The organism is Myxococcaceae bacterium JPH2, assembly GCA_016458225.1.
Classification (GTDB): Bacteria; Myxococcota; Myxococcia; order Myxococcales; family Myxococcaceae; genus Citreicoccus.
Genome location: JAEMGR010000043.1, coordinates 1 through 25,698, shown reverse-complemented (window position 1 = coordinate 25,698; position 25,698 = coordinate 1). Strand labels below are relative to the sequence as shown.

Sequence of the window (25,698 nt, the reverse complement as noted above, 5' to 3'; positions counted from 1 at the left end):
CAGGGCGTCCTCGCCGGCCACCTGCGTGCACCGTCACGCCAACTTCAGGAGGGCGGAGAGGGTGCCCTCGGGGTTGCGCACGAACGGGTTCTCCTCATCCAGCACGTAGCCGCCGAGGATGGCGGTGATGGCGCGCTTGATGGCCTGCGTCTTGTTCGGGCGCAGCAGGACTCGCGGCAGCTCGCCGGTGTACCAGGTGCGCACGAAGACGCGGAAGACGCTCACGGCCTTCTCCACGACGGCGCCGTACTCGGTGTTCCAATTCACCGTCTCGCCCTGGAGCGTGCGGTGCACGAGCGCCGCGGCCCGGCTGGCGGACTCCAGCGCCACCGTGACGCCCGAGGAGAACACGGGGTCGAGGAACTCCGCCGCGTTGCCGGTGAGGGCCCAGCCCGGTCCGTGCAGCGACTCCACCGCCGCCGACCACGCCTCCAGCTTCATCGTCTTCAACACCGGCACCGCGTTCGCCAGGCGCGCGCGCGCGTTGGGGTCCTCTCGCAGCAGGCTCATCAATCGGTCGCGGTCGCAGCCCGACACGCTGTCGTACAGCGAGCGCTCCATCACCACGCCCACCGAGGTGCGGCCGTTGGAGAACGGGATGATCCAGATCCACGCGCCCCGCGGATGCAGGCACACCCAGATGTCGCCCTCCTCGGCGCCCTCGGGACGGCGGTCTCCCTCGATCCACGTGAAGAGCGCGATGCGCGGCGCCAGCGACGACGGCTTCTCCAACTTCAGCAGCTTGGGCAGCACGCGGCCGTAGCCGCTGCAGTCGATGACGAAGCGCGCTTGGAGCTGCTCGGTCGCGTTGCTCTCCAGGTCCGTGGCGCGGATGACCGCGCCACCGTTGGGTTGGAACTCGACCGCGTCCACGCGCTGGTTGAAGCGCAGGTCCACGCCATGACCGCGCGCCGCCGTGGCGAGCGTCTGGTCGAAGTCGAAGCGCGGCACCTGGAAGGTCTGCGTGCGCTGGCCGGGGAAGACCTCCGCGAAGCAGAAGCGCTCGCGGGCATCTCCCTGGAGGAACAGGGCGGCGTTCTTGGGCTGATAGCCCCGCGCCACCACGGCCTTCAGCAGGCCGGCCTCCTCGAGGATGTCATTGCAGCGGGGCAGGAGCGACTCGCCAATCTGGAAGCGGGGAAACGTCCCGGCCTCCAGGCAAGTCACGCGGTGGCCTTTTTGAGCCAGCAGGGAACCCGCGACACTGCCCGCGGGCCCGGCGCCAATCACCAGAACGTCTGTATTCATGGAATCAGGATGCGGAGGGCTTGCGTGCGACCACCAAGGAGTTCGCGCGAAACGCGCCCGAGCCCGCTGGATGGATTACGGCGGTGAAGCCCAAGGCTGTCAAGGCATGGGCCATCTCGGAGGGGGCCCAGGCTTGGACTGTCGCGCCCTGGTTCCATCCCCAGCGCACCGCGAGCTTCTCCAGCCGAGTGGCCCACGTCCTGCGCGAGCGCGCGGGCTCCAACTCGCGGATGAGCAGCAGCCCTCCCGGCGCGAGCGCATGCGCGCACCGCTCCAACCACTGCCGCTGCTCCTCCACGGGGCTGTAGTGCAGCACGTCCACCAGCGTGATGGCCTGCGGCTGACCCAGCGCGCCGGCTCGGGCATCGCCCTCCACCACTTGCATGCCCGGGAGGTCCGCGAGCAGCTCTCGCGCGACACGGGCCTTGCGGGCGTCCCACTCCAGCGCGCGCACCCGGGCTCGCGGTGAGCGCAGCGCGAGCAGCAGCGGGAGAAGGCCCATGCCGGAGCCCAGGTCCACGAGGTCCACGTCCTCGGGAAGCTCGGTCAGCACCAGCCCGTAGACCGGATCCAACCGCAGCTTCCATCGTGCATAGGAACGCCACGCGCGGGGCAGCGCGCCCAGTCGTCGCTGGAGTTCCTTCCATCGCGGCGTCGAGAGGTGGGGCGCCAGCTCATCTGGCGCACGCACGAGGCTCACGAAGTGCGCGGTCGCGCCCCCGAGGATGAGCGCGAGCGCGCCGCCCACGACGAGCCCACCCACCAGCAGGTCCGCGAACAGCTCCGCGACCAGTTGCTTGGCCGGCACCTCGCGCAGTGCCTGAAGGGAGAGGGGCAGCCAGCGTCCCGTGAGGAGGAAGGCGCCCACCTGTGCGTTGGCGAAGAGGACCAGCGGCGTGAGCGGAGGCACCGACACCTGCGAGCCCAGCAGCACGGCGAAGCGATTGAGTCCAAAGAGGGTCGCCAGGGCCACGGCCAGCACGAGCTGAAGCCCGAGGAAGGGACTCGCCCCGATGAGGACGCCCACCGCGACGGCGAGGCCCAGGCGCCCGGGGCTGGCGTGCTCGTCCTTCAGCGCGTGGATGCGCGCGAGCAACTGCCGGGGGACCGCCCGGAGCCGCTCGCGCAGGCCCGGAGCGGCCGGGATGGGGGGCGGGGGTGGGTCGGTGGGGCCAGGGGTCTGCATGGGGGGCGCAGCGTCGTTGCTCGGCGGCGGGAAAGGCAAGGTCCACGTCAGGGGCTGGGGCATGGCTGCCCGGGGGGCCGGCCCGTCCGCCTGAGTGTTGACGGGCGCGGGGCCCACGGGGCATGAGGCGACGTGTGACCGACCGCCCCACCCGTAGCTGCGACCAGGCCGGCGCCTGCGTCGTCATCCCCGTCTACAACCACGCGCGGACGGTGGGCGCGGTCGTCCGGGGCTCGCTGGAGCATGCCTCCACCGTGCTGGTGTGCGACGACGGCTCGACGGATGGCTCGGGCGACGAGGCGGAGCGCGCGGGTGCCACTGTGCTCCGGCAGCCCCAGAACCGGGGCAAGGGCGTGGCGCTGCGCCGCCTGCTCGACGAAGCGCACCGCCGGGGCTTTCGCTCCGCCATCGCGCTGGATGCGGACGGGCAGCACCTCCCTTCGGACCTGCCCACCTTGGCGGCGGCCGTCACGGCGGAGCCGGGCGCGTTGATCATCGGCGCGCGGGACCTCATCGCCGCGGGTGCCCCGGCCTCCAGTGAGTTCGGTCGCAAGTTCTCCAACTTCTGGGTCTGGTTCGAGAGCGGCGCGCGCGTGGAAGACAGCCAGTCTGGTTTTCGCGCCTATCCGCTCGCCGCCTGCGCGCGCCTGCCCACGCGCAACACACGCTACGACTTCGAGGTGGAGATCCTCCTGCGCGCCGCGTGGGCCGGCGTGCCGCTGCGCTCGGTGCCTATCGGTGTCATCTACCCGAAGGACCGCATCAGCCACTTCCGGCCCTTCGTCGACAACGCGCGCATCTCGCTGCTCAACACGCTCACCTGCATTCGTCTCTTCCTCCCTTTGCCCCTGGCGCCGCGCTTGGGGCCGCTGCCGCATCGGCCCGGCTTGTCGCTGTTCGCGCTGCGGCGTTGGGCGTGGCTCGGGGGCGAGGGGCTCGTGTGGCGCGCGCTCTCCGCGGCGGTGGGCATCGCGCTGGCGCTTGGCGCGGTGAGTGGATGGGGTTGGGCGCTGGCGGCGCTCGCGTGCGCCGTCGCGGGGTTGGGCGCGGTGCCGGCGCTGGCGGCCGGGTCAGCGGTCTCCGCGTTGCTGGGGCGCGGGCTGCCTCCGCTCGGCGCGGCGGGCGTCGTCGCGGGCGTGGGGCTGGCGTGGGGTGCGTGGGAGAGTGGGGCGCGCAGGCGCGTGGAGGGGCCTCGGCGGTGGACGGGGCGCAGCCGGGGCGGCGTGCTGGGGCACTGGTTCTTCTTCCAGGTGACGCGCGTGTTCGGCATCGGCGCGGCGTACGCGGCGCTGTACCCGGTGGCGTTCTACTTCCTGCTGACGTCTCGCGCGGCCCGCCAGTCCTCGGCGGCGTTCCTCGACCGAGCGGTGGGGCCCGCGCGCGGGGTGGCGAAGTGGCGGCGGGCGTACCAGCACATCCTCTCCTTCGCGCGCACGTTGGTGGACCGCGCGCTCCTGTCCACGCGGGGCCGTGGCGTCTTCCGGTACGAAGAGGAAGGCATCGAGCACATCCGCACCGCCGCCACGTCGGGCAAGGGCGCCGTGTTGCTCACCGCGCACCTGGGCAACTGGGACGTCGCGGCGGGGCTCCTGGGGCAGGGGAGCACCAGCGGCAAGCTGGCCATCGTGGCGTTCCGGGGCGAGCAGGAGCGGCTGTCCCGCTTCTTGGAGAAGGCGCACGGCAAGGGCCCACGGGTCATCGCCGTGGGGGATGAGTTCCTCGGCTCGCTGGAGATGGTGCGCGCGCTGCGCGAGGGCACCCTGCTGGCGGTGCAGGGAGACCGAGCCACGGATCGCCACTTCGTGCGAGTGCCGTTCCTGGGGCGCGAGGCGCCCTTTCCCGTGGGGCCCTTCATGCTCGCGGCGGTGAGTGGCGCGCCGATCATCACCACGTTCTCGCTGCAGGTGGCGCCGGCCACGTATCGATTCTTCGCGCGGCCCCCACGAACGCTGGCCTTCGTGCGAGGCGTCGACCGCGATGCGCAGCTCCGCGCGTGGGTCGAGGACTACGTGCGCGAGCTGGAGTCCGTCGCGCGCGAGTACCCCTACCAGTGGTTCAACTTCTACGACTTCTGGGACGCGGCGCCGCCCGCGCAGCTCACTCCAGCCGCGCGTCCTCCACCGAAGGGCTGAGCAGTCAGCCCCGGAGGCTCACCGGGGCTTGCGTCTTCCGTCGAAGGGCTGAGCAGTCAGCCCCGGAGACTTGCCCGGGGCGCGCGTCCTCCGCCGAAGGGCTGCGTTCAGCCGCGCAGATAGATTGCCGAGGCCATGCGGCGCACGTCCTCGGAGAGCGGACGGTCCGGATCCACCGGCGTCACGGTCTCGCACAGGAGCGCGAGCAGCGCGGCGCCCGCCGGGGACGAAGGAGGCCGCGCGCCGAGATAGGCCGCCTGCCGCAGCCCGAGCGCGAGTGATGCCTGCACGAGCTGCAGCCGCTCGCTCTGGCGCAGGGCCTCCATGGCGGCCTGCGTTCCGAAGGGCACCACGTCCTGGTTGTGGCCGTTGGTGGGCAACGTCTGGATGCTCGCGGGCGTGGCGTAGCGACGCATCGCCGCGACGATCGCCGTGGCCGCGAGGTTGACGCCCGCGAGTCCCGACTGCGCCCCGGGCCGCGCGGACAGCAGCAGCGGCAGGCCGCCGTTGCGCCCTGGATCCAACAGCATGTCCAACTGGCGCTCCGCCAGGTTGGCCAGCTGCGTGAGCGCGAGGTTCAGCGCGTCCGCGGCGAAGGCCACCTGCTGCCCGAAGAAGTTGCCGCCGTGGATGACCTTGCCCTGCTCCGGGAAGAAGAGCGGGTTGTCGCTCACGCCGTTGAGGTCGGACTCGACGACGTGCTCCACGTGGCGCAGCGACTCCTCCACCGCGCCCACGAGCTGCGGCACGCACCGCAGGCTGTACGCCTCTTGAAGCGGGCGGCCGTCCTTCACCGTGGCGCCCCGCAGCCGCTCGCGCAGCCGCACCGCCACGTCATGCGCCGAGCGGTGGCCCGATGCCTCCAGCAGCTCCGGCGAGGTGAACGTGTCCGCGGCGCCGAGCGACTCCGCCAAGAGGCCCGTGAGGTTCAACGCGAGCGTCACGGCCCGCCGCGCGGAGTGCACCGCGAGCCCCGCCGCGGCCGCCGTCAACGACGTGCCGTTCACCAATCCCAATGCGTCCCGGCCCTGGAGCACGAGCCGCCGCAGCCCCGCGCGCTCCAATGCAACGGAGGCCTGCACGCGCTCCTCGCCCCAGAAGGCCTCGCCCTCGCCGCGCAGCGCGCCCGCCGCATGGGCCAGGGGCGTGAGGTCTCCGCTGGCGCCCACCGAGCCCCACTCCGGCACCGCCGGCGCGAAGGGCGTGGCGAGCGCGGCGCACAGGTCGTCGATGACGGGCAGGCTCACGCCCGAGTGTCCCTGTGCGAGCGACCACACGCGGGCCAACAACATGGCGCGCGCCACGCCCGGGGACAGGTAGTCTCCCTGGCCTGAGCGCAGGTGGTTGAGCAGGCCATAGCCCTGCTCCACGGGACTGGGGGCCGCGCCGAAGGCCACGAGCGGGCCGAAGCCCGTGGTCATCCCGTAGATGGGTGTGCCCGCGGCGTTCTGCTCGCGCACGAAGCCCTCGCAGCGCGAGACCCGCGCGCGCGTCTCCTCGGAGAGGGTGAGCTGGACGGGCTCGGCCGCGGCCACGAGGTCCGCCGGAGTCAGCCGGCGGCTGCGGTCGAAGGTGAGCGAGTGAAGGGGAGGGCGGGCAGTCATGATTCCTCGAAGAGACGTTGGGCGCGCCGCCGGGAGACCTTGCCGGTGGGCGTCGTGCACGCGCTCCAGAACGACTCGGGCATCAGCCGGGGGGGGAGGTGGGGGATGGGGAGCGCGAAGCCCGAGGGGACCTCGCCTCGGGCGAGCGGCTGGATGAGGTTGCGCCCCATGCCCACGAGCAGGATGCGGCCGTCGAAGGGCAGCTCCAATGGCACGGGGTTCACCATCCGCCCGTTGTCGAGCTTGAACAACTCGTCGCGCCGGCCCTCGGAGACGAAGCCGCCGTCCACGGCGCTCGCCAGGTCTCCGGTCGCGCGCCAGCCCGCGTCCAGCGGGAAGGGCTGGATGCGCGCGCCGTCCACGTAGCCAAGGCCGAGGTTGGCGCCGCGCACGCGCAGCTCCTGGTGCTCGCCGTCGCCCGCGGGGTGCAGCTCCAGCTCACAGCCCAGCGCGCGGCCGAGGAAGTCGTCGTGGTTCCACTCGCCGGCCTCGCCCAGTGAGGCGCCCGGGGCGCACTCCGTCTGTCCGTAGCCCACGCGCAGCTGGCTGCCCCGCAGGTGCTCGCGCAGCGCACCGCGCACGGGAGCGCCGCCCACGATTCCTCCGCGCAGCGCGCGCAGCGTGGACGTGTCGAGCCGCTCCAGCATGCGCGGCACGGTAAACAGGAAGCCCGGCGGCTCCGAGGCGAGCACCTCGGGGAACGAGGGCGGTGGAACCGAACGCACCCGGGCGCCGTGCAGCAGCCCCATCAGCAGTTCGAGGGTGAAGCCGAAGGCGTGGCTCCACGGCAGGTAGCCCGTGACGCGCGTGCCCGGCTCATACGCGAGCGCGGGGTGGTGCGTGTCGACGACGTGCAGGAGCGCGGACTCCGGCAGGGCCACGGGGCGCCCGTCTCCTTCGCTGCCGCTGGTGAAGAGGATGACCGCGGGCACGGGGACATCCGGCTCGGGCGGCGGTGCCTCCCGGCGCACCACGCCCTCCGCGTCCACCAGGGCCGCCGCGTGGATCCGCTCCAGCCGGCGGTCGCGAACCTCGGGCGACAGGGCGAGGCTCAGGGGCACGAAGGTGGCGCGCGCCTCCAGGCAAGCCACGAGCGCGATGACGAACTCAGGCCCGTTGGGCAGGGCCACGCCGACGCGGCCACCGGGGGGAACTCCCGCGTCCCGGAGCGCTCGGGCGAGGCGCGCGGCGCGCTCGCGCACGTCCCCCGTGTCCCGACCCTGCGCGTCGAGCAGGGAGAGGGTGGGCAGCGAAAGGAAGCGGTCGAGGAGCGAGGCGCCGGACGGTCGTGCCTCGCCCGAGGCAGGAGGGCCGGCTGGGGGCAAATCCACTGGAGTCATGAATGCGCCGGGCACCATAGCAGGGACCCGGCCCGGCGCGGTGTGCGGCCGAGCAGGCGCGCGCGGTCGGGGGAATGGCGGGACTCGCCACCCTCGGTCGAGCCCTCCCGAGGCCGTCTTGCCTCGAGCGCCCGCGAGGGGGACGCTCGGTGCCCGTGCGGGTGCCTCACGGCATCGCGCGAGCGCGCATGGGGCGCGCCCAAGGGAGGCGACATGGGAAAGAAGATCCTGATGCTGGTGGGCGACTACGGCGAGGACTACGAAATCATGGTCCCGTTCCAGGCGCTCCAGATGGTGGGCCACACCGTGCACGCGGTCTGCCCGGACAAGAAGTCGGGCGACAAGATTCGCACCGCCATCCACGACTTCGAGGGCGACCAGACGTACAGCGAGAAGCGCGGGCATGACTTCGTGCTCAACGCTTCCTTCGACGCGGTGGAGGCCAGCGGCTACGACGGGCTCGTCATCGCCGGAGGCCGGGCTCCCGAGTACCTGCGCCTCAACCGCCGCGTGCTCGACATCGTGCGCGGCTTCGCGGCGGCCCAGAAGCCCATCGCGGCGGTGTGTCACGGCGCGCAGATCCTCACGGCGGCGGATGTGGTGAAGGGCCGGAAGATCTCCGCCTACCCGGCCTGTGCGCCGGAGGTCCGTTCCGCGGGCGCCGAGTTCGCGGACATCGCCATCGACAAGGCCGTGGTGGACGGGCCCTTCGTCACCGCGCCCGCGTGGCCCGCGCACCCGGACTGGCTCGCGAAGTTCCTGGAGGTCCTGGGGACCCGCATCCACGCCTGAGCAGGGGCTGTGGTATTTCCGGAGCTGATGAGACCGATTTGGAAGAGCCTCTACGTCCAGGTGCTGGGGGCCATCGGGGCCGGCGTGTTGCTCGGCTACCTCTGGCCCGACCTGGGCTCGAAGATGCGTCCCTTGGGGGACGGGTTCATCAGCCTCATCAAGATGATGATTGCCCCCATCATCTTCCTGACGGTGGTGATTGGCATCGCGCGGATGGGCGACATGAAGCACGTCGGCCGCATCGGCGTGAAGGCCATCCTCTACTTCGAGGTCCTCACCACCTGCGCGCTGGCGCTGGGGCTCGTGGTCGCCCACGTGCTCCAGCCTGGCGCGAACATGCACATCGACGTGTCGCGCCTGGACGTGAAGTCCATCGACGCGTACCGCACCGCCGCCGCGCACCAGGACTTCACGTCCTTCGTGCTCAACATCATCCCCACCAGCTTCGGTGACGCGTTCGCCAAGGGGGACCTGCTCCAGGTCCTCCTCGTGGCGCTGCTCTTCGGCAGCGCGCTCACCCGCCTGGGGCCGGCGGGGCACGCGCTGCTGGAGTTCCTGGAGCGGCTGTCCCAGGTGTTCTTCGGCATCGTGACCATGCTGATGAAGCTGGCGCCGATTGGCGCGTTCGGCGCCATGGCCTTCACGGTGGGCAAGTTCGGTCTGGGCACGCTGGGCTCGCTCGGCTTCCTCCTGGTGTCCGTCTACGCCACGTGTCTGCTCTTCGTGGTGGGCGTGCTGGGGCTCATCGCGCGGCTGAGCGGCTTCTCGCTGTGGCGCTTCCTGCGCTTCATCCAGGGCGAGCTGCTGCTGGTGCTCGCCACGTCGTCGTCCGAGCCCGCGCTGCCCCGGATGATGAAGCGCCTGGAGGAGGCCGGGTGCGACCGGGCCGTGGTGGGACTGGTGCTCCCCACGGGGTACTCGTTCAACCTGGACGGCACCTGCATCTACCTCACCATGGCCTCGCTCTTCGTGGCGCAGGCGCTCGATGTGCCCCTGACGCTCGGGGAGCAGCTCACCCTCCTGGGCGTGCTGTTGCTCACCTCCAAGGGCGCCGCGGGCGTGACGGGCTCGGGCTTCATCACGCTGGCGGCCACGCTGTCCGCCCTGCACGGCAAGGTTCCCGTGGAGGGCGTGGCGCTCATCATCGGCGTGGATCGCTTCATGTCCGAGGTGCGCGCCATCACCAACACCATTGGCAATGGCGTGGCCACCCTCGTCGTGGCCAAGTGGGAGGGCCTGCGCGATGACGCGCGCATGGAGGAAGCGTTCCGCCACGGGCCTCCCGCCGAGGAGCCCGCGCCCGCGCTCGAGGCCGCGCGGCCCGGCTGAGTCGAGCCTCCGCGCAGCGCGGGGACAGGGCGGGCAGCCGTGCCCTCGTCCTCGCCGCGCGCCGTCCGACTGGACGCTCCACGACAGCGCATCCGAGCGCGCCTTGCGTGAACCTCCGCGCGTGTCCACTCCCAGAGGAAGAGGGAGGAACGACATGACGCGCAAGGTGATGGATTGCCGCCAGGCTCCGAGCGAGTCGCACTGCACGCTGACCATCGCGGGCGAGGAGGAGGAGGTGTTCAACGCCGCGGTGGCGCACGCCATCGCTGTCCACGGCCACGTCGACGGTCCCGAGCTTCGGGAGATGATCCGCGTCTCGCTGCAGGACGAGTCGCCCGAGGAGGTGACGGTGGTGGCCCGAGGCATCGCGGTGGAGCCGGCCCAGCCCAGCCGGCACTGAGCGCCGCGGGCCTTGGGATGGGTGCCAGGAGCACGCTAGGTTAACGGCCCATGGCCCCACCGCCGCGCATCCGCATCCTCGTGTCGGAGACCTTCAATCCCTGGTTCAACCTCGCGACCGAGGATTGGATCTTCCGGGAGATGGACTCGAGCACCCAGACGCTGTTCCTCTGGCGCAACGCCGAGACGGTCGTCATCGGGCGCAACCAGAACCCCTGGTCCGAGTGCAACCTGAAGCGCATGGAGGAGGACAACATCTTCCTCGCGCGGCGCACCAGTGGCGGCGGCGCGGTGTTCCATGACCTGGGCAACACCAACTTCACGTTCCTGTCGCCCAAGCAGGGCTACGACAAGTCCGCCAACGTCACCATCCTGCTGGACGCGCTGCGCCGGCTGGGCGTGTCCGCCGAGGCGTCCGGGCGCAATGACCTGGTGATTCCCACGGCGGATGGTCCTCGGAAGATCAGCGGCAGCGCGTACCGCGAGTCGCGTGACCGGGCCTTCCACCACGGCACGTTCCTCATCTCCACGGACCTCACGCGCCTGTCCAACTACCTGACGCCGCACCCCAAGAAGCTGGAGTCCAAGGGGCAGGCCAGCGTGCGCGCGCGGGTGATGAACATCAACCAGCACCAGGTGGACGTCACCCACGAGCGGCTGTGCGACGCCGTCATGGGCGCCTTCTGTGACGCGCACGGCGCGCCCGCGAAGCCGGAGGTCCTCAACCACGACTTCCTCCAGCAGCAGCCCACGCTCCAGGGCATGTTCGATCAATTCTCCTCGTGGGACTGGCGCTTCGGCAACGCCCCGCGCTTCAACCACCAGATGATTGAGTACCTGTCCTGGGGTTTCTTCGAGGTGCACGTCGACTCGGAACAGGGCCACATCACCCGGGCGCAGGTGTTCTCCGACGCGCTGTTCCCCGACCTCGTCCAGGATCTCCAGGCCACCCTCGTGGGCAAGCCCTACCGCCGCTCGGGCGTGAAGGCCGCTGTCGACGAGGTGCGGGAGCGCCACCCGGGCCAGGCGCGCGAGCTGGAAGAGCTGGCCGTGTGGATGATGGATCAGGTCGAGGTGTAGGCAGCGCTCGGCCGCCTGCTGCCTCTTTCGGAAGTCGCTGGGAATTCCCGGGTGCGATGCAACGCGCTGCGCGCGGAGCGCTCGTGTTTGGTCGGAAATGACTCTACGCTGGGCGTTGCCCCTACGCGGAGGTGGCGTGACTTCCCCAACTGCTTCCACCCAATCCTCGCCGTCTGGCTGGCACGACATCCTCGTGCGCCACCTCGAACCACTCCTCGGAGGCTTCACCGCGAAGATGGCCATTCACACGGCCGCGGTTCGCGCGCTCAAGCGTCCCCCCGAGCAGGTCGCGGTCCAGGACCTCCCGCAATTGCTCGAGGGGCTCAAGCCCATGCTCAACACCTTCATTGGCGCCCTGCACACCAAGGTCATCCTCACCGAGTTCACCGCGGCCATGGAGAAGCAGCGATGAGCGCCTCCACGACTGGCCGGTCCAGCGCGCCCCTCGGGCTGTGGGTGGGCATCGCGGTGGTGCTGCAGCTGGGCCACCTGATTGCGGTGTCCGGCACGCTGGGTTCGCCTCGGCAGCTCCTGCTCGTGCACGACGCGGCGGGGTGGAGCGCGGGCCTCCTGGCCGTGTTCGGCACCGTCGCGGCGGCGATGGCCTTCGGGCAGGGCGACTACCTGCGCAAGGTCTGGGCGGGGTTCTCCTCGGGGGCCATCCTCTCGCTCGTGAGCACCGCGCTGCGCAGCTACTGGCTGCACGCGGTGCCGGATGTGCCCTTCACCGAGTCACCGCTGTTGCCGCTGCGCATGGTCGTCGTGGTCCTGGCGAACATCTCCACCACCTACGCGCTCATCCTCTTGGCGATGACCTACCGCCAGTCCGGACTCCAGCCGCCGTCGAGCGCGCGGACCCACCTCTTGTGGGGCCTCATGGCGGTGGCGGCGCTCGCGGTGGGCGGCCCTCCGCTCGTCACCGAGGCGCGGCACCTGGGGGCGTCCTCCACGCTCACGTACTCGGCCATCATCGTCATCGCGTCGACGCTGGCGGACATGGCGACCATCCTGCTCGTCGTCCCCATCCTGCGCGTTGCGTACATGCTGCGCGGTGGACGGCTGGCGTGGGTGTGGTGGGCCATGGGCATCTCGGGCGCGGTGTGGCTCGCCTACGACGCGCGCGAGTGGCTGCCCGTCGTCCTCCCCGGAGAGCCCACGCACGCCATGGAGCTGCTGCGCACGCTGCGCACGTCCGGGCTCGCGTTGCTCGGGCTCGCCGGTTGGCTCCAGCGCTCGGCGCTCGGGCCCCAGCATGAGGCCTCGGCGGACGGGGCCCTGCACGCGTCCTCCGGCACGCCGTGAGCTGAGCCCGCCGGGCTAGTTCTCCTCGTCTTCCGGAAGGAGGACGAGGAGGCGCTGCTCGGCGGGGCTGCCCGCCGCGCCCTGGGGATCCACGGCGCGAAACTCCTCCATCCGCGCCCGGGCCTCGGAGAAGCGCCGGAGTCCGATGAGCGAGATGATCTCAAAGGAGCGGGCGTTGCGGGTCAGCTGGCGCTCCTCGTGCGGCGGGGTGTTCCACGTCAGGTAGTAGCGCTGGCAGGGCTCCAAGGCCAACGCATAGGTCCCGTCGGATGTGGCCAGCATGCAGCGGTCGTAGTCCCGGCCGCGCAGCTCCAGGGTGCTGGACCATCCCAGGCGCTTGAGCTGGGTGAATGCCTCCGCGTGGGCTCGCTCTGCCTCTTCCAACCGCTGGAGCGTCGAGCGGATGCTCTGCTCGCGCAGGTTTCGTGCGATGGCGACGCTGCGCAGGATGGATGCGACGACCTGCGTGTGAAGCGTGGCGGGCCAGTCTCGGAGAAAGGCCTCGCCGTCTTTCAGGGTCGCGGTGGGATCATCGAGGTGCGACATCGCCAGGACGTGCGCGTACGCGGCCTCCTCGGCGGGGAGCCTCCCCTGGGAGAAGGGCAGGTCGAGCTTCCGAATCTGCTCCGTGTCGCGGACGATGGCTCGCCAGGAGCCGCGCAGCATCTGGAAGTTGATGAGGTCGAGCGCGGCCTCCGAGCGCTGGAGCGAGGTGAGGTTCGGGTCGTTCATCCGGGCCCGGAATCCCTCGGCCTGGTTCATCAGGCGCGGGTGATTGAGCTGCTCGAACTCCGCGATGCGCCCCGCCACGCGCGCCATCTCCTCTCGGGCATAGGGGAGCTCGGGGGCTTCGTTCTGCGCCTCACGCAGCAGTCGCAGGCGCTCCTCGACGGACGTGCTGGCGAGCGCACGGCCATAGCTCTCGAAGGCGCGCACGATGCGCGCGCCCGAGGGGCGCTTGCTGCTGGGTGGAGCGGCGGCGCCCATCAACTGCGCGACGACCTTGTCCTGGAGCGAGAAGATGCGCTCCATGGGGCCGGTCACCTTGGCCGTCTCCATGACCTCGCCCGTCTCCACGACGATGAAGCGCGCGTTGATGCGCACCTGGGGGCCCGCTCGCTGCACGCTCCCCAGCAGCACCGTGCGCGCGCCCACGAGCTTGCCCACGCGCGCGGCGGTGGAGGGCGCGGGCTCGTCTCGCGTCTGCAGGGCCAGCTCGTTCAGCGCGTGGTCCAACTGCTCGCGCTCCACCACATCGACCCGCCCGCTCGCTCGGAGGTCCGACACGAGCGTCTCCGTCATGCCTCGCCCGAGCCAGTCCAGGTCCGTGTCGCCGTTGAGGTTCCGGAACGGCATGACCGCCACGGGGCTCAAGGGCGGGGACGCGGGCTCGGCGGCGACGGTGAGCGACACCAACAGCAGCGCGCACACGAACGGCTTCATGGTCGCAACCGAGGGAGGAGGGCTGGCAGCAGCGTGCGCACGCGCTCCGCGAGCAGGTCTTGGAGGACGAAGGGCGCCTGCGCGGGTGCCTCCACGCGCACCGAGTCCAGCACTTCGCCGGACTCCACATGGACGAAGCGCGCGGCGGCCCGGAGCACGTCCCCAGAGCGCTGGACGCTCCCGATGACCACCACCTCCGCGCCCGCGATGCGGCCCAGTCGCGCGCGCGTCTCGGGCGCCACGCGAGGCCCATTGGAGAAGTCCTGCTCGCGCAGGTCGAGGTCGAGCTGACCGCGCTCGATGATGCGCAGGCCGGGCTGCTGACCCACGTCCGTCACCACGGCCTCGGCCAGGGCCTCTTCCAAGGGCGGGAGCATCGCGTCCTCGCCCAGGCTCCGGAAGCGCAGCACGCAGACGCGCACGGGCCCCATCGGAGCGGGCGCGGGTTCGCGCGGTGCCGCGGGGGCCTGCTCTGGCGGCGGACGCTCATGCGCGGGATGGCTCTGAGGCGCCTGCTCGGGCGGAGTGGGGCGCAGGAGGAAGGCCGCCACGCTGGGCAGCGCGAGGCCCGCGGCCACCAGCAGGGCGGTGCTGCCCGACACACGGGAGGGGCGGGGACGCTCGGGCTCGACGGCCTCGACCTGGAGGGTTCCGCCGTGGACGCGCCGCGACGTTTCGCGCTCGGACGTGGAGGCGACGTCCTCGGCATGGAGGGTGCCGCCGCGGAGGCGGGGTGGACTCGTGGGACTGGAATCGGGCGCGAGGCCCCCGGGGCTCCTCTTCACGGCGCGGCGGCAGCATAGCCCAAGCCCAGGACATGTTTGTCTCGTGCGTCGCGGTAGGCTCTCAGTCCGAGGAATGCCATGAGCCACGCGGTGGGCAGGGACAGGGAGTCACCGCTGGAGCTTCTGGCGCGCGTGCCGCCGACGGTGCGCGTCTGGGCGTTGGGCATGGCGGCGGGCGTGCTGGGGGCGCTGCCGCACGCGCTCGGGGCCTATGCGCGGGAGCCTCGGGACTTCGCTTTCAAGCTGGCCCTGGAGCTGGTGCCCTACAGTGCCTGGGCGTTGCTCGGCCCGTGGCTCATCGCGCTCTTCCGGCGGATGCCATTGGCGGGACCTCGGTGGGCTCGCAATGGGATGACGCTGTTGGGCGCGGGCGTGGGCTTCGCGCTGGTGCATGTGCTGCTGCTCGCGCCGGTGCTGTGGGTCCTCCAGTCCTGGGAGGCGCGGCGGATCGCGTTCATCGACGGGCTGTCGTCGCTGCTGCTGGAGCGGGGCGCGGCGGGCTACTTCGAGTACCTGTTGTTCCTGGCGGCGTGGACCGCGCTGGCGGCGGCGCGACGCGTGCGCGAGCAGGAGGTGGAGGAGTTCCGGTGGGCCGCGCGGCTGGCGGAGGCGCGACTGCAGGCGCTGCGCTCGCAGTTGGAGCCACACTTCCTCTTCAACACCCTCAACGCGGTGACAGGGCTGGTGCGCCAGGAGCGCAACCCGGAGGCGGTGGAGGCCTTGGCGGAGCTGGGGCACCTCTTGCGCGCGAGCCTGGAGGGGCGCGGCGACCACGAGGTTCCGCTGGCCGAGGAGCTGGAGATGGTGCGGCGCTACCTGGGCATCGAGCAGCTGCGCTTCGGGCGGAAGCTCGACGTGCTGCTGGAGCCCGACCCCGAGACGCTCGGGGCGCGAGTGCCCTCGCTCATCCTCCAGCCGCTGGTGGAGAACGCGGTGAAGCACGGCACGTCGCGTCGCGCGTCGCGAGGGCGGATCCTCGTGCGCGCCTCGCGGTGGGGCGAGCGGCTGCGGCTGGAGGTCCGCGATGACGGACCGGGGCTGCGGGCCGGGGGCGCGGGCGGCACGGGCATCGGCGTGGTCAATACGCGCGACCGCATCCGCGAGCTGTATGGCGAGGGATATGGATTGACGCTGGAGGACCTGCCCGAGGGGGGCGTGCGAGCGCGCGTGGAGCTGCCCTACCTGGAGGCCTCCGCGCGCGTGCAAGACGGGAAGGAGTGGAGCCGTGGCTGAGCAGGAGTCGAGAGGCCCGGGGATGCGAGTGCTGGTGGTGGATGACGAGCCCCTCGCGCGGGACAACGTGAAGCACCTGCTCGCGCGCGCGCCGGATGTCGCGTCCGTCCTGGAGTGCGAGGGCGGTCGCGAGGCGGTGGACCTCATCTTGAGCGCACGGCCGGACGCCGTGTTCCTGGACGTGCAGATGCCGGAGCTGGATGGCCTGGGCGTCCTGCGCGAGGTGGGGCCGGAGCGCATGCCGCCCGTCGTCTTCGTGACGGCGTTCGACGCGTATGCCGTTCGCGCGTTCGAGGCGAGCGCGCTCGATTACCTCCTCAAGCCCTTCACGGACCGCCGCTTCCACGAGTCACTGGAGCGCGTGCGCCGACAGGTGACCCGTGGGAGGGACCGTCAACTGTTGGAGCAGCTGTCCGCCTTGCTCGACGCGCGGCGCCTGCCGCCTCCGAGCCTGTCTCCGGGCCCGCCGCCGCCGCCAGCCGGGCCGCGCGAGGGCCTGGTCGAGCGCATCGCGGTGAAGACGGGAGGCAAGGTGCTGCTGTTGCCCGTCGCCGACCTGGACTGGTGCGAGGCGGAGGGCAACTACGTGGTGCTGCACGCGGGTGGCCGCAGCCCCATGCTGCGCGAGACGCTGGCGCAGGTGGAGGCGTGGTTGGATCCGCGGCGCTTCGTGCGAGTGCACCGCTCCACGCTCGTCAACGTGGAGCGCATCCGCGAGCTGGAGCCGGACGTGGACAAGGGCTGGGTGGTGGTGCTGCGCGACGGCACGCGCCTGCGCCTGAGCCCCGGACGCAAGGCCGCCGTGGAAGCGCTGCTGCGCCAGTCCTTCTGACTCGCAACATACACCTCGGGACACCGGCCTTCGGGGCGGGACTTTCTTGCGAGACACGGCGCCGGACATGACGTTTGACTGAGCCGGGTTCGAAGGTTCGGGCTCGGATGGAGGCGGGGTGACGTGTCGGACTCCCAAGGCGTGAAGGGCGCGGTGTTCGGGCTCTCGGCCGCGGCGCTCTTCGGGTTGAGCGCGCCGGTCGCGAAGCTGCTGTTGCCTGGCAGCACACCGCTCATGCTGGCGGCCCTGCTGTATCTGGGCGGAGGGTTGGGCCTGTCGGGGCTCGGCTGGGTGCTCCGCGCCCGCGCCTCCGTGCCTCGCTCCGTCGGTCGTGAAGCGCGGCTCGGGAGGCAGGACGTTCCCTTGTTGCTGGCCATCATCCTCTGCGGCGGCGTGGTGGGGCCCGTCCTCATGTTGGTGGGGCTCCAGCGCATGTCCGGAGTGGCGGGGGCGCTCCTGCTGAATTTGGAGGGACCCTTCACCATCGTCCTGGCGCTCCTCGTCTTCGGGGAGCACCTGGGCCGCGCGGGCTTGATGTCCGCGGGCGCCATCTTGCTCGGGGCCGCGGTGCTGGGCGTCCAGCAAGGCGAGCTGCACGGCGACGTGCTGGGCGTGCTGGCGCTCGCGGGGGCCTGCCTCTCGTGGGCGGTGGACAACAACCTCACGCAGCGCGTGTCGCTGAAGGACCCCATGGCCATCGCGCGGCTCAAGGCGCTGGGGGCCGGGGCGTGTTCACTCGTCCTCGCGCTGCTCATGGGACAGCACGTGCCCGCGTTGCCCCTGGTGGGCGCGGCGTTGGTGTTGGGGTTCGCCAGCTACGGCGTCTCCATCGTGCTGGACGCGCATGCCCTGCGCTTGCTGGGGGCCGCGCGCGAAGCGGCCTACTTCGCGACCGCGCCATTCGTCGGAGCGCTGGCGGCGGTGCCTCTCCTGGGTGAGCACCTGCGCCCCACGGATGCGCTGGCGGGTGGCCTCATGGCCGTGGGCGTGGTGCTCCTGCTGCGCGAGCGACACAGCCACCTGCATGTCCATGAGCCGCTCGAACACGAGCACCTCCATGTCCACGATGCACACCACCGTCACGCGCATCCTCCGGGCGTGGCGCTGACCGAGCCGCACAGCCATGCGCACCAGCATGAGCCGTTGGCGCATGCCCACGCGCACGTCTCCGACCTGCACCACCGGCACGAGCACTGAGGCGATTCGGGCCGTGGGCTCGGAGGACTACGGGCGCTCGTCGGAGGGGAGCGTGCGCTGGAAGTAGCGGATGCAGAAGTCCGTGAAGGCGCGCACCTTGGGCGGGACGAGGCGGCGGTGCGGATAGACGAGGAAGATGCCGCGACCCACGATGGGCGTGTCGGTGAGCACGGGCACCAGCGTGCCCGCGCGCAGCTCCTCGGCCACGAGGTAGCGCGGCAGGTTCGCGATGCCTCGCCCCTTGAGCGCCGCGCACCGGAGGACCACGTTGTTGTTGGACTGGAAGGCGCCCGTCACGCGCACGGCGCGGGGGCCACCCTTCTCCTGGAACTGCCAGTCCAGCGGCCCTCGGCTCCGCTTGAAGAGCAGGCAGTCGTGCGTGACGAGTTCGTCGATGTCGCGCGGCGTGCCGCGACGCCGGAGATAGTCGGGGCTCGCGCACAGCAAGCGCTGCTCGGGAGCGAGCCGACGCACCACCAGCGTGCTGTCCTTCAGGTCATCCGCGATGCGGATGGCGACGTCGAAGCCCTCCTCGACGAGGTCCACCACCCGGTCGCTCGCGTCCACGTCCACGTGCACGTCCGGGAAGTCCGCCTGGAACGCCGCCGCCGCGGCGCCGATGTGCAGCTCCCCGAGCACCGCGGGCGCGGCGATGCGCAGGAGTCCGCGAGGGCGCTCATCCAGGGCTGACACGGAGAGGGCCGCGTCCTCCAGCTCCGCGAGGACTCGGCGGCAGTGTTGGTAGAACAGGCTGCCTGCCTCCGTGAGGCTCACGTGGTGCGTGGTGCGGCGGAGCAGGCGGGCGCCGAGCTTCGCCTCCAGGTGCGCCACCTGCTTGCTCACCGCGGAGGGCGTCAGGCCCAGCCGGCGCGCGGCGGCGGAGAAGCCACCGTCCTCCACGGCGCGCACGAACGCGTGCAGGGGCATGACCTCGTCGAAGAGCAGGGCGCTGGGGTTTTTCCGGGCGGGCACAGGCGTGATTCCTCGCGCCCACGTTCCCAATCCAGACCTCGGGGCGCAAGAGAGAGTCTCCCGGGCACGTCACGCCCGGCTCTTTCCTGGAGCAACCCATGCCCACTGATTCCGTCCCCTCGTCCGAGCGCTGGCTCGGGCTCACCGATGCCGAGGCGGGCCATGCCCTGCTGCGCGTCACGCTGGGCCTCAACATCTTCCTCCACGGCGTGGTGCGCCTGGTGAGTGGCCCCGCGGCCTTCGCCGACGCGCTGGTGAAGGCCTTCGCCGGCTCGCTCATGCCCGAGCTGATGGTGCGCCCCTTCGCGCTCGCGCTGCCGTTCGCCGAGACGGCGGTGGGCCTCCTCGTCGCCCTGGGATGGCGCACGCGCCCGGCGCTCGCGGCCGGTGGGCTGCTCATGATGGCCCTCGTCTTCGGCACCGCGCTGCGCAGCGAGTGGGAGACGTTGGGCGTGCAGATGATCTACGTGGCCCTCTACGCGGCGCTCCTCGGGACCGCGCGCTTCGGACGCTTCTCGGTGGATGGCCTGCTGTCGTCGCAGCCCGCGCGGACTTCACACCCGGACGCCCGAGCCTCCCGATGACGACCCGACGCGAGTTCCTCTCCCACACCGCGCTCGCGGGAAGTGCCCTGGCGATGGCCGAGGCCCTGCCGCTGTCCGCGTCCGCGGAGCCGTCGAAGTCACGTCCGCGCGGCTCCGTGGACCGGCCCCGCTTCTGGCCGGATGGCGCGCGGCTGGCCATCTCGCTGTCCATGCAGTTCGAAGCCGGCGCGCAGCCCGAGCGAGGCGCCAGCAGCCCGTTTCCGCCCATCGACGAGAAGTATCCGGACCTGCCCGCGGCCAGTTGGTACGCCTATGGCGTGAAGGAGGGCATCCCGCGCCTGCTGGAGATGTTCGCGCGCCGCGGCGTGAAGGTGACCTCGCACATGGTGGGGCGCGCCGTGGAGCGCCACCCCGCGCTGGCGCGCGAAATCGTCGAGCGCGGCCACGAGGCCGCGGCGCACGGGCAGACGTGGACGCCCCAGTTCTCCATGTCGCCCGAGGAGGAGCGGGCGTCCTATTCGCAGAACGTGCGCGTCATCCAGCAGGCCACGGGGCAGACGCCGGTGGGCTTCAACGCGTTCTGGATGCGAGGCACGCCGCGCACGCTGGAGATCCTCCAGGACCTGGGCTTCCTGTACCACATCGATGACGTGAGCCGGGACGAGCCCTTCCTCGTGGACGTGCGCGGCAAGCCCTTCGCGGTGGTGCCGTACACGCTGGGCATGAACGACATCGTGAACTTCGAGCTGCGCAACGCCACCGCCGACCAGTTCGCCAGCGAGCTGAAGCACGAGTTCGATGCTCTCTACGCCGAGGCCGCGGGACGCCGGCGGATGATGTCCATCAGCATGCACGACCGCATCTCGGGCCGGCCCGGGCGGGTGAAGGTGCTGGAGGAGTTCATCGCCTATGCGCAGCGCCAGCCGGGCGTGTGGTTCGCGCGCAAGGACGAGATTGCCCGCTGGGCCCTGGACAGCCCGCTGACGCCGCGTGAGCCCTCGGCCACGTAGAGGTGGACGGATGGGGTGGAGCGCATAGCATGCGCGCCCGATGTCGCTCCCCCTCGTCCATATCTACTGCGATGGTGCCTGCTCGCCGAACCCAGGGTTGGGCGGATGGGGCGCTGTCCTCATCGCGCCCGAGCGCTCCGGCTATCGCAAGGAGCTCAGCGGCGCGGAGCCGGACTCCACCAACAACCGGATGGAGTTGACGGGGGCGCTCGTGGCGCTCAAGTCGCTGAAGATGGCGTGTCGTGTCCAGGTCTTCACCGACTCGCAATACCTGCGCAACGCCTTCGAGTCGAAGTGGTTGGACAAGTGGCAGCGCAACGGGTGGCGCACGTCCGACAAGAAGCCCGTGTCCAACGCGGACCTCTGGCGCGAGCTGCTGGAGGCCACGCGCTCGCACGAGGTGTCCTGGCATTGGGTGCGTGGCCACTCCGACGACGTGGAGAACAACCGCGCGGATGCGTTGGCGGTGGCGGCTCGGCTCGAACTGGCGGCTCGGCTGGGCCGGTAGGCAGGCGATAGCCGGGGTCGCGCGCGGGGGGTTGTTTCCACCCTCGCCGCTTCCTACCCATTCGCGCAGGCCGGTCGCGGAGGGGAAGGACGCATGCGCGCTTGGGGCGTTGGGGTGGTGGGGTGCCTGCTGATGTTGGGCTGTGGTGGCACGCTGCCGGAGGCAGGGGTGTCGGCCGATGAACAGACGGAGCCTCGGGCAACGGAAGACGCGTCCGGATGCGTGGCGGACGCCTGGTGCCTTCCGGGCCCGGCGGACACCGCGCGGGTGAAGCGGATCCTCCCGCCCTCGCCTTTCCCGGGGCGCCTCTCCGAGGCGCCGGAGAGCCTGACGGACTTCAAGGGCACGCTCTTCTTCGCCATCAACTTCGAGGACGGTCGTCGCGCGCTCTGGAAGAGCGATGGCTCCGAGGCGGGCACGACCGAGGTGAAGTCCTTTCCCCTCGTGGGATTGGGCATGCGCGTGGGGGACCTCACGGCCGCCACGGACCAGCTCTTCTTCACGGTGATGGATTACCTGCGCGGTGATGAGCTGTGGGTCACCCGAGGCCTGGCGGCGAACACGAAGCGCCTCTTCACCTTCGGCCCCGGCATCGAGCACTCTTCCGTGACGCACCTGACGGCCCTGGGCAATCGGCTCGTGTTCTTGCGCGAGTACGCGCCGCCCGACCCCGCGCTCCCTCACACCGAGGTCTGGACCTCGGATGGGAGCGCGAATGGAACGGTCCAGCTCCGCGACCTGGGGCTGGGCTCCTCCGGGTCTGGGTGGAGTCTCTCGCTGCCCTCCGGAATGCTCTTCTTCATCCAGGGCCCGACGGGCGCGTCCCTGTGGCGGAGCAACGGAACGTCCGCGGGCACCGTGCCGCTCAAGCAGTTCTCGTCGACCCCCAGCGCGGTGTATCCGGGCCGTTTCCTCTCGGCGGGCACGGAGGGGTTCTTCACGCTGTCGCGACTGGATGGCTCCACCGAGGTCTGGCGCACGGACGGCACCAGCGCGGGCACGGTGCGCCTGGACACCTTCGGTCCCGCGCGTCGCCCGTCGCTGCTCGAGGTGATGAACGGCGCGCTCTACGTGACGGTGACGTCGGTGCCCACGCAGTTGCTGGCCATCTACCGGATGGACGTCCAGACCGGTGACCAGACGCACATCGTGACGCTGCCCAATCCGTACGTCCGGTTCGGTGAGGCCTACCCGTACCTGGACGCCGCTTCGCTGGGGCGCGGGCGCATCTTCTTCAGCATGGGGATTGGGAGCGAGGGGCCGGGGCCTCGGGACACGCAGCTCTGGGTGACGGATGGAACGGTCGCCGGGACGAAGCTGCTGCGGCGGCCGTTGAGTCTGTCGGATGAGTACGGCTCGCCGGTGGTGACCGTGCGCGACAACCTCACGTTCTTCGCCTCGCAATCCGACAGAGGCATCGAGCCCTGGGTGACGGATGGCACGCTGGCCGGGACGAAGCTGCTGAAGGACATCCTCTCCATCGGCTCCTCCTATCCTCGCGAGTTCATGCGCATCGGGGACCGGGTCTTCTTCTCCGCGCTGGATGACTCGCTCGCCAATCAGCTGTGGTCCACGCGGCTGCGTGACTCGTGCCGGACGGGCGAGGAGCCAGCGGCTCAGGCCCAGTGAGCGCGACCTAGGTGTTGGAGGAGCCCTGGGGCTTCTCGCAGGCGGCCGCGCGCGACAGCAGCAACGCCTGCTCCCGGGCGTTGCGTGTCAGCGAGGCGGCCCGCTCGAACTCCGCCTTCGCCTCCTTCAGCCGACCGAGCTTCACCAGCAGGTCCCCGCGCACGCTGGGCAGCAGGTGGTAGTTCTTCAGCGACGGCTCGTTGCGGATCGCATCCACCAGCTCGAGCCCCACCGCGGGCCCGAAGGCCATGGCCAGCGCGACCGCGCGGTTGAGTTCCACCACGGGGGTGGGCAGCCGCTCGGCGAGGGCCGCGTAGAGCGCCGCGATGCGCGGCCAGTCCGTCTCCGCGGCGGTGCGGGCCCGCGCGTGACAGGCGGCGATGGAGGCCTGGAGCGTGTACGCCCCGCGCACCTCGCTCAGGGCCTCGGCGCGCTGGAGGGCGGCGAGGCCGCGCCCGATGAGCAGGTGGTCCCACTTCGCCCGGTTCTGGTCCAACAGCAGGATGGGCTCGCCCGAGGGGCCCACGCGCGCCCGTGAGCGCGAGGCCTGAATCTCCAGCAGCGCGACGAGCCCGTGCACCTCCGGCTCCTTCGGCGCGAGCCCCGCGAGGATGCGCCCCAGCCGCAAGGCGTCCTCGCACAGCGCGGGCCGCATCCAGTCGTCGCCCGCCGTCGCGGAGTAGCCCTCGTTGAAGATGAGGTAGATGACCTCCAGCACGGAGGACAGCCGCGCCTCCATCTCGGCGCCGCGAGGAACCTCGAACGGCACCTGCGCCTCGGCGAGGGTCCGCTTGGCGCGGACGATGCGCTGGGCGACGGTGGGCTCGGGCACGAGGAACGCGCGGGCGATCTCCTCGGTCGTCAGGCCACCCAACAGGCGCAGGGTGAGCGCGACGCGGGCCTCGGTGGACAGCACCGGGTGACAGGAGATGAAGACGAGCCGCAGCAGGTCATCGCCCATGTCCTCGTCGATGGCGGTGTCCAGGTCTGGCGCGTTCAGCTCGCTGCGCAAGTCCAGCTCGTGGCCCAGTTCCTCGTGCTTGCGCTCCAGCAACTTGCCGCGGCGCAGCGAGTCCAGCGCGCGGTGCTTGGCCGTGGCCATGAGCCACGCGCCCGGGTTGCTCGGGATGCCGGCGGTGGGCCAGCGCTCCAGCGCGGCGACGAGTGCGTCCTGGGCGTACTCCTCGGCGAGACCTACGTCGCGCACGAGCCGCGTGAGTCCGGCGATGAGGCGGGCGGACTCAATCCGCCAGACTGCGTGGATGGCGCGCTGGGTGTCGGTGGCCGTCACGCCCGTCGCCTTACGCAGTTCCCCCGGGCAAGACAAGTCCGGCCTGTCGCCGAGGCCCGGAGTGTGTGCGGAGGCGTGCTCTGGGAGGTGGGGCCGTCAGCTCGCGCGAAGGGGCGTCGAGGGGAGGAGGCGGGCCACGGTGGCGAGCAGGTCCGCGCACTGGGCGGGCTTGCGCAAGAAGGCGCTCACGCCCGCGGCCACGCCCTCGGCCTGGACGTGCTGGGGGCGCTCGTCGCTGGTCATCATCAGCACGGGCATCTTGCGCACGCGCGGGTTGTCGCTCAGCCGCAGCAGGCGCACGAAGCTCGCGCCGTTGACGCCGGGCATGTTGAAGTCGGTGATGACGAGGTCCAGGGGCTCGTGCCGCACCACCGCGAGGGCCTCCTCGGCGGAGTTGGCCTCGAGGAACTCGAAGCCGCGCTCCATCAAGTACAGCTTGAGCAGGGTGCGGATGGAGCGGCTGTCATCCACCAGGAGCACGCGCTGGCGTGTCGCCGGGGGCTTGCTGGGGACCGCCGTCGTGGCGTTTCGGGTCGTGGTCATGGGGAGGTGGGGGTGGGCGGTGGGGGGGGCGGGCGCTGGAGCGCGATGCGGCGGGCGGCGTTCAACAGGGTGTTTCCCATCTGCGAGAGCGGCACCACGTGCTGGGCGGCGCCGCGCAGCACGGCTTCGCGGGGCATGCCGTAGACGACGCAGGAGGCCTCGTCCTGCGCCACCGTGACGGCGCCGGCCTGGCGCATCTGGAGCAAGCCGTCCGCGCCATCCGCGCCCATGCCCGTGAGCAGGGCGCCCACGGCGCGAACACCCGCGGCGCGCGCCACGGACTCGAAGAGCACGTCCACGCTGGGCCGGTGTCGATTGACGGGGGGGCCGTCGTGGATCTCCACGCGATAGACGCCGCCCTTGCCGCGCACGCGCAGGTGCAAGCTGCCCGGCGCCACGAGCGCCAACCCTCGGCGCGGGATGTCTCCGGCGCGGGCCTCGCGCACCTCGATGCGACAGGAGCGCGACAGCGCGAGCGCGAAGCCCACCGTGAAGGGCGCGGGCATGTGCTGCACGATGACGATGGGCGGCGCGTCCTCGGGCATGACGGTGAGCACCTCGCGCAGCGCCTCGGCTCCGCCGGTGGAGGCGCCCAGGGCGATGAGCACGTCGCCGTCCAGGGCGGATGGCTCCGAGGCGCGTGGCAGCGAGAGTGGGGTCGCCAACGCAGGCGGGGGCGTCACGGGGGGCGCGGCCGCCAGGGCCGGCGGAGGCGCGGCGGGGGAGGGAGGCGCGACAGGCGGTGGTGCGGGGGAGCGAGGCGCCGCGTCGCGGGCGCGAGGCCGAGGGCGGGCCTGCGCGGCGGCGCGCACGGCGTCAATCAAGCCCGTGGCCTGCGTGGCGAAGGTGGTGGGGTCCAGGCGCGGCTTGCCCAGCACCTCCACCGCCCCGAGCGCGAGCGCCTGCAACGCGCGCCACGTGCCGCGCGGCGCGGTGCCCGAGCAGACGACCACCGGCAGGGGCGAGTCGCGCATCAGGCGCCGCAGGAAGGTGAGCCCATCCATGCGCGGCAGCTCCAGGTCCAGGACGATGACGTCCGGCCGGAGACGCTGGAGCTTGTCGAACGCGATGAGGGGATCCGCCGCCACCGTGACGCCGAGGTCGGGTTCGCGCGAGAGCACCTGGGTCATCAGCTCGCGCATCACCGCCGAGTCGTCCACCACCAGGACCTCGATGCGTCTGCGGCCCGTGCCGCCGCCGAGTGCAGAGGGGCCGGGCTTCATGCGCCCGTCCTCTTCGCACCCGAGAGCGGCGGGGGCGTGCCCGCTTCCGCCACGCGCATGTAGATGGTGGGCCGC

General features: G+C 71.4%; 24 protein-coding genes. 14 read left to right on the top strand and 10 right to left on the bottom strand.

The window, feature by feature from the left end:
- Positions 1 to 33: 33 nt before the first annotated feature.
- The gene (locus tag JGU66_34415) at positions 34 to 1,248 is read right to left on the bottom strand and encodes a tryptophan 7-halogenase (protein ID MBJ6765877.1); all 1,215 of its coding nucleotides are present in this window, start codon (positions 1,246 to 1,248) and stop codon (positions 34 to 36) included.
- Positions 1,249 to 1,252: 4 nt separating this feature from the next.
- Complete coding sequence (locus tag JGU66_34410; GenBank protein ID MBJ6765876.1) at positions 1,253 to 2,434, bottom strand: DUF2062 domain-containing protein; 1,182 nt, start codon at positions 2,432 to 2,434, stop codon at positions 1,253 to 1,255.
- 134 nt (positions 2,435 to 2,568) lie between these two features.
- Between JGU66_34410 and JGU66_34405 the strand changes: the two genes are divergently transcribed.
- Positions 2,569 to 4,566 (top strand): glycosyltransferase family 2 protein, encoded by a 1,998-nt coding sequence (locus JGU66_34405; GenBank protein ID MBJ6765875.1) that lies wholly within the window; start codon positions 2,569 to 2,571, stop codon positions 4,564 to 4,566.
- A gap of 107 nt (positions 4,567 to 4,673) precedes the next feature.
- Here the strand turns inward: JGU66_34405 and JGU66_34400 are convergent, their stop codons facing one another.
- Positions 4,674 to 6,170, bottom strand: a complete 1,497-nt coding sequence (locus JGU66_34400) for an aromatic amino acid lyase (GenBank protein ID MBJ6765874.1) — start codon at positions 6,168 to 6,170, stop codon at positions 4,674 to 4,676.
- Positions 6,167 to 7,510 (bottom strand): AMP-binding protein, encoded by a 1,344-nt coding sequence (locus JGU66_34395; GenBank protein MBJ6765873.1) that lies wholly within the window; start codon positions 7,508 to 7,510, stop codon positions 6,167 to 6,169. The genes JGU66_34400 and JGU66_34395 overlap by 4 nt, the downstream gene beginning before the upstream one ends.
- Positions 7,511 to 7,723: 213 nt before the next feature.
- Between JGU66_34395 and JGU66_34390 the strand changes: the two genes are divergently transcribed.
- The 6 genes from JGU66_34390 (at position 7,724) to JGU66_34365 (ending at position 12,412) form a co-directional block, all read left to right on the top strand.
- Positions 7,724 to 8,302 (top strand): DJ-1/PfpI family protein, encoded by a 579-nt coding sequence (locus JGU66_34390; protein MBJ6765872.1) that lies wholly within the window; start codon positions 7,724 to 7,726, stop codon positions 8,300 to 8,302.
- A 24-nt stretch (positions 8,303 to 8,326) separates the two neighbouring features.
- On the top strand, positions 8,327 to 9,631 hold the full coding sequence (locus tag JGU66_34385; protein ID MBJ6765871.1) for a dicarboxylate/amino acid:cation symporter: 1,305 nt from the start codon (positions 8,327 to 8,329) through the stop codon (positions 9,629 to 9,631).
- A gap of 154 nt (positions 9,632 to 9,785) precedes the next feature.
- Positions 9,786 to 10,031: a DUF1059 domain-containing protein gene (locus JGU66_34380; GenBank protein ID MBJ6765870.1), complete on the top strand. Its 246-nt coding sequence runs from the start codon at positions 9,786 to 9,788 to the stop codon at positions 10,029 to 10,031.
- Positions 10,032 to 10,081: 50 nt separating this feature from the next.
- Positions 10,082 to 11,110 carry a lipoate--protein ligase gene (locus JGU66_34375; GenBank protein ID MBJ6765869.1) on the top strand — a complete coding sequence of 343 codons (1,029 nt, stop codon included), beginning with the start codon at positions 10,082 to 10,084 and terminating at the stop codon, positions 11,108 to 11,110.
- Positions 11,111 to 11,303: 193 nt separating this feature from the next.
- The gene (locus JGU66_34370) at positions 11,304 to 11,522 is read left to right on the top strand and encodes a hypothetical protein (protein ID MBJ6765868.1); all 219 of its coding nucleotides are present in this window, start codon (positions 11,304 to 11,306) and stop codon (positions 11,520 to 11,522) included.
- Positions 11,519 to 12,412 (top strand): hypothetical protein, encoded by an 894-nt coding sequence (locus tag JGU66_34365; GenBank protein ID MBJ6765867.1) that lies wholly within the window; start codon positions 11,519 to 11,521, stop codon positions 12,410 to 12,412. Before JGU66_34370 ends, JGU66_34365 begins: the two co-directional genes overlap by 4 nt.
- A 15-nt stretch (positions 12,413 to 12,427) precedes the next feature.
- Here the strand turns inward: JGU66_34365 and JGU66_34360 are convergent, their stop codons facing one another.
- Both JGU66_34360 and JGU66_34355 read right to left on the bottom strand, forming a co-directional pair.
- A complete protein-coding gene (locus JGU66_34360) occupies positions 12,428 to 13,855 on the bottom strand; it encodes a hypothetical protein (protein ID MBJ6765866.1) in 1,428 nt (475 codons plus the stop codon).
- Positions 13,852 to 14,640: a hypothetical protein gene (locus JGU66_34355; GenBank protein ID MBJ6765865.1), complete on the bottom strand. Its 789-nt coding sequence runs from the start codon at positions 14,638 to 14,640 to the stop codon at positions 13,852 to 13,854. Before JGU66_34355 ends, JGU66_34360 begins: the two co-directional genes overlap by 4 nt.
- A gap of 78 nt (positions 14,641 to 14,718) precedes the next feature.
- Here JGU66_34355 and JGU66_34350 point away from each other — a divergent pair, with 78 nt between their 5' ends.
- From JGU66_34350 to JGU66_34340, 3 genes are all read left to right on the top strand, one after another.
- Positions 14,719 to 15,873, top strand: a complete 1,155-nt coding sequence (locus JGU66_34350; protein MBJ6765864.1) for a histidine kinase — start codon at positions 14,719 to 14,721, stop codon at positions 15,871 to 15,873.
- A gap of 22 nt (positions 15,874 to 15,895) precedes the next feature.
- The gene (locus JGU66_34345) at positions 15,896 to 16,705 is read left to right on the top strand and encodes a response regulator transcription factor (GenBank protein MBJ6765863.1); all 810 of its coding nucleotides are present in this window, start codon (positions 15,896 to 15,898) and stop codon (positions 16,703 to 16,705) included.
- 141 nt (positions 16,706 to 16,846) lie between these two features.
- Entirely contained in the window at positions 16,847 to 17,902 is a 1,056-nt protein-coding gene (locus JGU66_34340) for an EamA family transporter (GenBank protein MBJ6765862.1), read from the top strand.
- Positions 17,903 to 17,929: 27 nt separating this feature from the next.
- On the opposite strand, the gene JGU66_34335 is transcribed toward JGU66_34340, so the two are convergent.
- A complete protein-coding gene (locus JGU66_34335) occupies positions 17,930 to 18,874 on the bottom strand; it encodes a LysR family transcriptional regulator (GenBank protein MBJ6765861.1) in 945 nt (314 codons plus the stop codon).
- Positions 18,875 to 18,972: 98 nt separating this feature from the next.
- On the opposite strand from JGU66_34335, the gene JGU66_34330 reads away from it, so the two are divergent.
- The 4 genes from JGU66_34330 to JGU66_34315 all read left to right on the top strand — a co-directional run bounded on the left by JGU66_34330 (position 18,973) and on the right by JGU66_34315 (position 22,566).
- The gene (locus tag JGU66_34330) at positions 18,973 to 19,458 is read left to right on the top strand and encodes a DoxX family membrane protein (protein MBJ6765860.1); all 486 of its coding nucleotides are present in this window, start codon (positions 18,973 to 18,975) and stop codon (positions 19,456 to 19,458) included.
- Entirely contained in the window at positions 19,455 to 20,429 is a 975-nt protein-coding gene (locus JGU66_34325) for a polysaccharide deacetylase family protein (GenBank protein ID MBJ6765859.1), read from the top strand. The genes JGU66_34330 and JGU66_34325 overlap by 4 nt, the downstream gene beginning before the upstream one ends.
- Positions 20,430 to 20,469: 40 nt before the next feature.
- Positions 20,470 to 20,937, top strand: a complete 468-nt coding sequence (gene rnhA / locus JGU66_34320) for a ribonuclease HI (GenBank protein MBJ6765858.1) — start codon at positions 20,470 to 20,472, stop codon at positions 20,935 to 20,937.
- Positions 20,938 to 21,030: 93 nt separating this feature from the next.
- Entirely contained in the window at positions 21,031 to 22,566 is a 1,536-nt protein-coding gene (locus JGU66_34315; GenBank protein MBJ6765857.1) for a hypothetical protein, read from the top strand.
- A 7-nt stretch (positions 22,567 to 22,573) separates the two neighbouring features.
- Here the strand turns inward: JGU66_34315 and JGU66_34310 are convergent, their stop codons facing one another.
- The 3 genes from JGU66_34310 to JGU66_34300 form a co-directional block, all read right to left on the bottom strand.
- Positions 22,574 to 23,857, bottom strand: coding sequence for an RNA polymerase sigma factor (locus tag JGU66_34310; GenBank protein ID MBJ6765856.1), 1,284 nt, complete (start codon positions 23,855 to 23,857; stop codon positions 22,574 to 22,576).
- 96 nt (positions 23,858 to 23,953) lie between these two features.
- Complete coding sequence (locus tag JGU66_34305; protein MBJ6765855.1) at positions 23,954 to 24,400, bottom strand: response regulator; 447 nt, start codon at positions 24,398 to 24,400, stop codon at positions 23,954 to 23,956.
- Positions 24,397 to 25,623, bottom strand: coding sequence for a chemotaxis response regulator protein-glutamate methylesterase (locus JGU66_34300; protein MBJ6765854.1), 1,227 nt, complete (start codon positions 25,621 to 25,623; stop codon positions 24,397 to 24,399). Before JGU66_34300 ends, JGU66_34305 begins: the two co-directional genes overlap by 4 nt.
- Between the last annotated feature and the right edge of the window lie 75 nt (positions 25,624 to 25,698).

What these genes read in the sequence shown, in the direction of transcription:
- JGU66_34415 (MBJ6765877.1), bottom strand. Translation starts at nt 1,248, where the DNA reads ATGAATACAGACGTTCTGGTGATTGGCGCCGGGCCCGCGGGCAGTGTC.
- JGU66_34410 (MBJ6765876.1), bottom strand. Translation starts at nt 2,434, where the DNA reads ATGCAGACCCCTGGCCCCACCGACCCACCCCCGCCCCCCATCCCGGCC.
- JGU66_34400 (MBJ6765874.1), bottom strand. Translation starts at nt 6,170, where the DNA reads ATGACTGCCCGCCCTCCCCTTCACTCGCTCACCTTCGACCGCAGCCGC.
- JGU66_34395 (MBJ6765873.1), bottom strand. Translation starts at nt 7,510, where the DNA reads ATGACTCCAGTGGATTTGCCCCCAGCCGGCCCTCCTGCCTCGGGCGAG.
- JGU66_34390 (MBJ6765872.1), top strand. Translation starts at nt 7,724, where the DNA reads ATGGGAAAGAAGATCCTGATGCTGGTGGGCGACTACGGCGAGGACTAC.
- JGU66_34380 (MBJ6765870.1), top strand. Translation starts at nt 9,786, where the DNA reads ATGACGCGCAAGGTGATGGATTGCCGCCAGGCTCCGAGCGAGTCGCAC.
- JGU66_34375 (MBJ6765869.1), top strand. Translation starts at nt 10,082, where the DNA reads ATGGCCCCACCGCCGCGCATCCGCATCCTCGTGTCGGAGACCTTCAAT.
- JGU66_34365 (MBJ6765867.1), top strand. Translation starts at nt 11,519, where the DNA reads ATGAGCGCCTCCACGACTGGCCGGTCCAGCGCGCCCCTCGGGCTGTGG.
- JGU66_34360 (MBJ6765866.1), bottom strand. Translation starts at nt 13,855, where the DNA reads ATGAAGCCGTTCGTGTGCGCGCTGCTGTTGGTGTCGCTCACCGTCGCC.
- JGU66_34350 (MBJ6765864.1), top strand. Translation starts at nt 14,719, where the DNA reads ATGAGCCACGCGGTGGGCAGGGACAGGGAGTCACCGCTGGAGCTTCTG.
- JGU66_34345 (MBJ6765863.1), top strand. Translation starts at nt 15,896, where the DNA reads ATGCGAGTGCTGGTGGTGGATGACGAGCCCCTCGCGCGGGACAACGTG.
- JGU66_34330 (MBJ6765860.1), top strand. Translation starts at nt 18,973, where the DNA reads ATGCCCACTGATTCCGTCCCCTCGTCCGAGCGCTGGCTCGGGCTCACC.
- JGU66_34325 (MBJ6765859.1), top strand. Translation starts at nt 19,455, where the DNA reads ATGACGACCCGACGCGAGTTCCTCTCCCACACCGCGCTCGCGGGAAGT.
- rnhA (MBJ6765858.1), top strand. Translation starts at nt 20,470, where the DNA reads ATGTCGCTCCCCCTCGTCCATATCTACTGCGATGGTGCCTGCTCGCCG.
- JGU66_34315 (MBJ6765857.1), top strand. Translation starts at nt 21,031, where the DNA reads ATGCGCGCTTGGGGCGTTGGGGTGGTGGGGTGCCTGCTGATGTTGGGC.
- JGU66_34305 (MBJ6765855.1), bottom strand. Translation starts at nt 24,400, where the DNA reads ATGACCACGACCCGAAACGCCACGACGGCGGTCCCCAGCAAGCCCCCG.
- JGU66_34300 (MBJ6765854.1), bottom strand. Translation starts at nt 25,623, where the DNA reads ATGAAGCCCGGCCCCTCTGCACTCGGCGGCGGCACGGGCCGCAGACGC.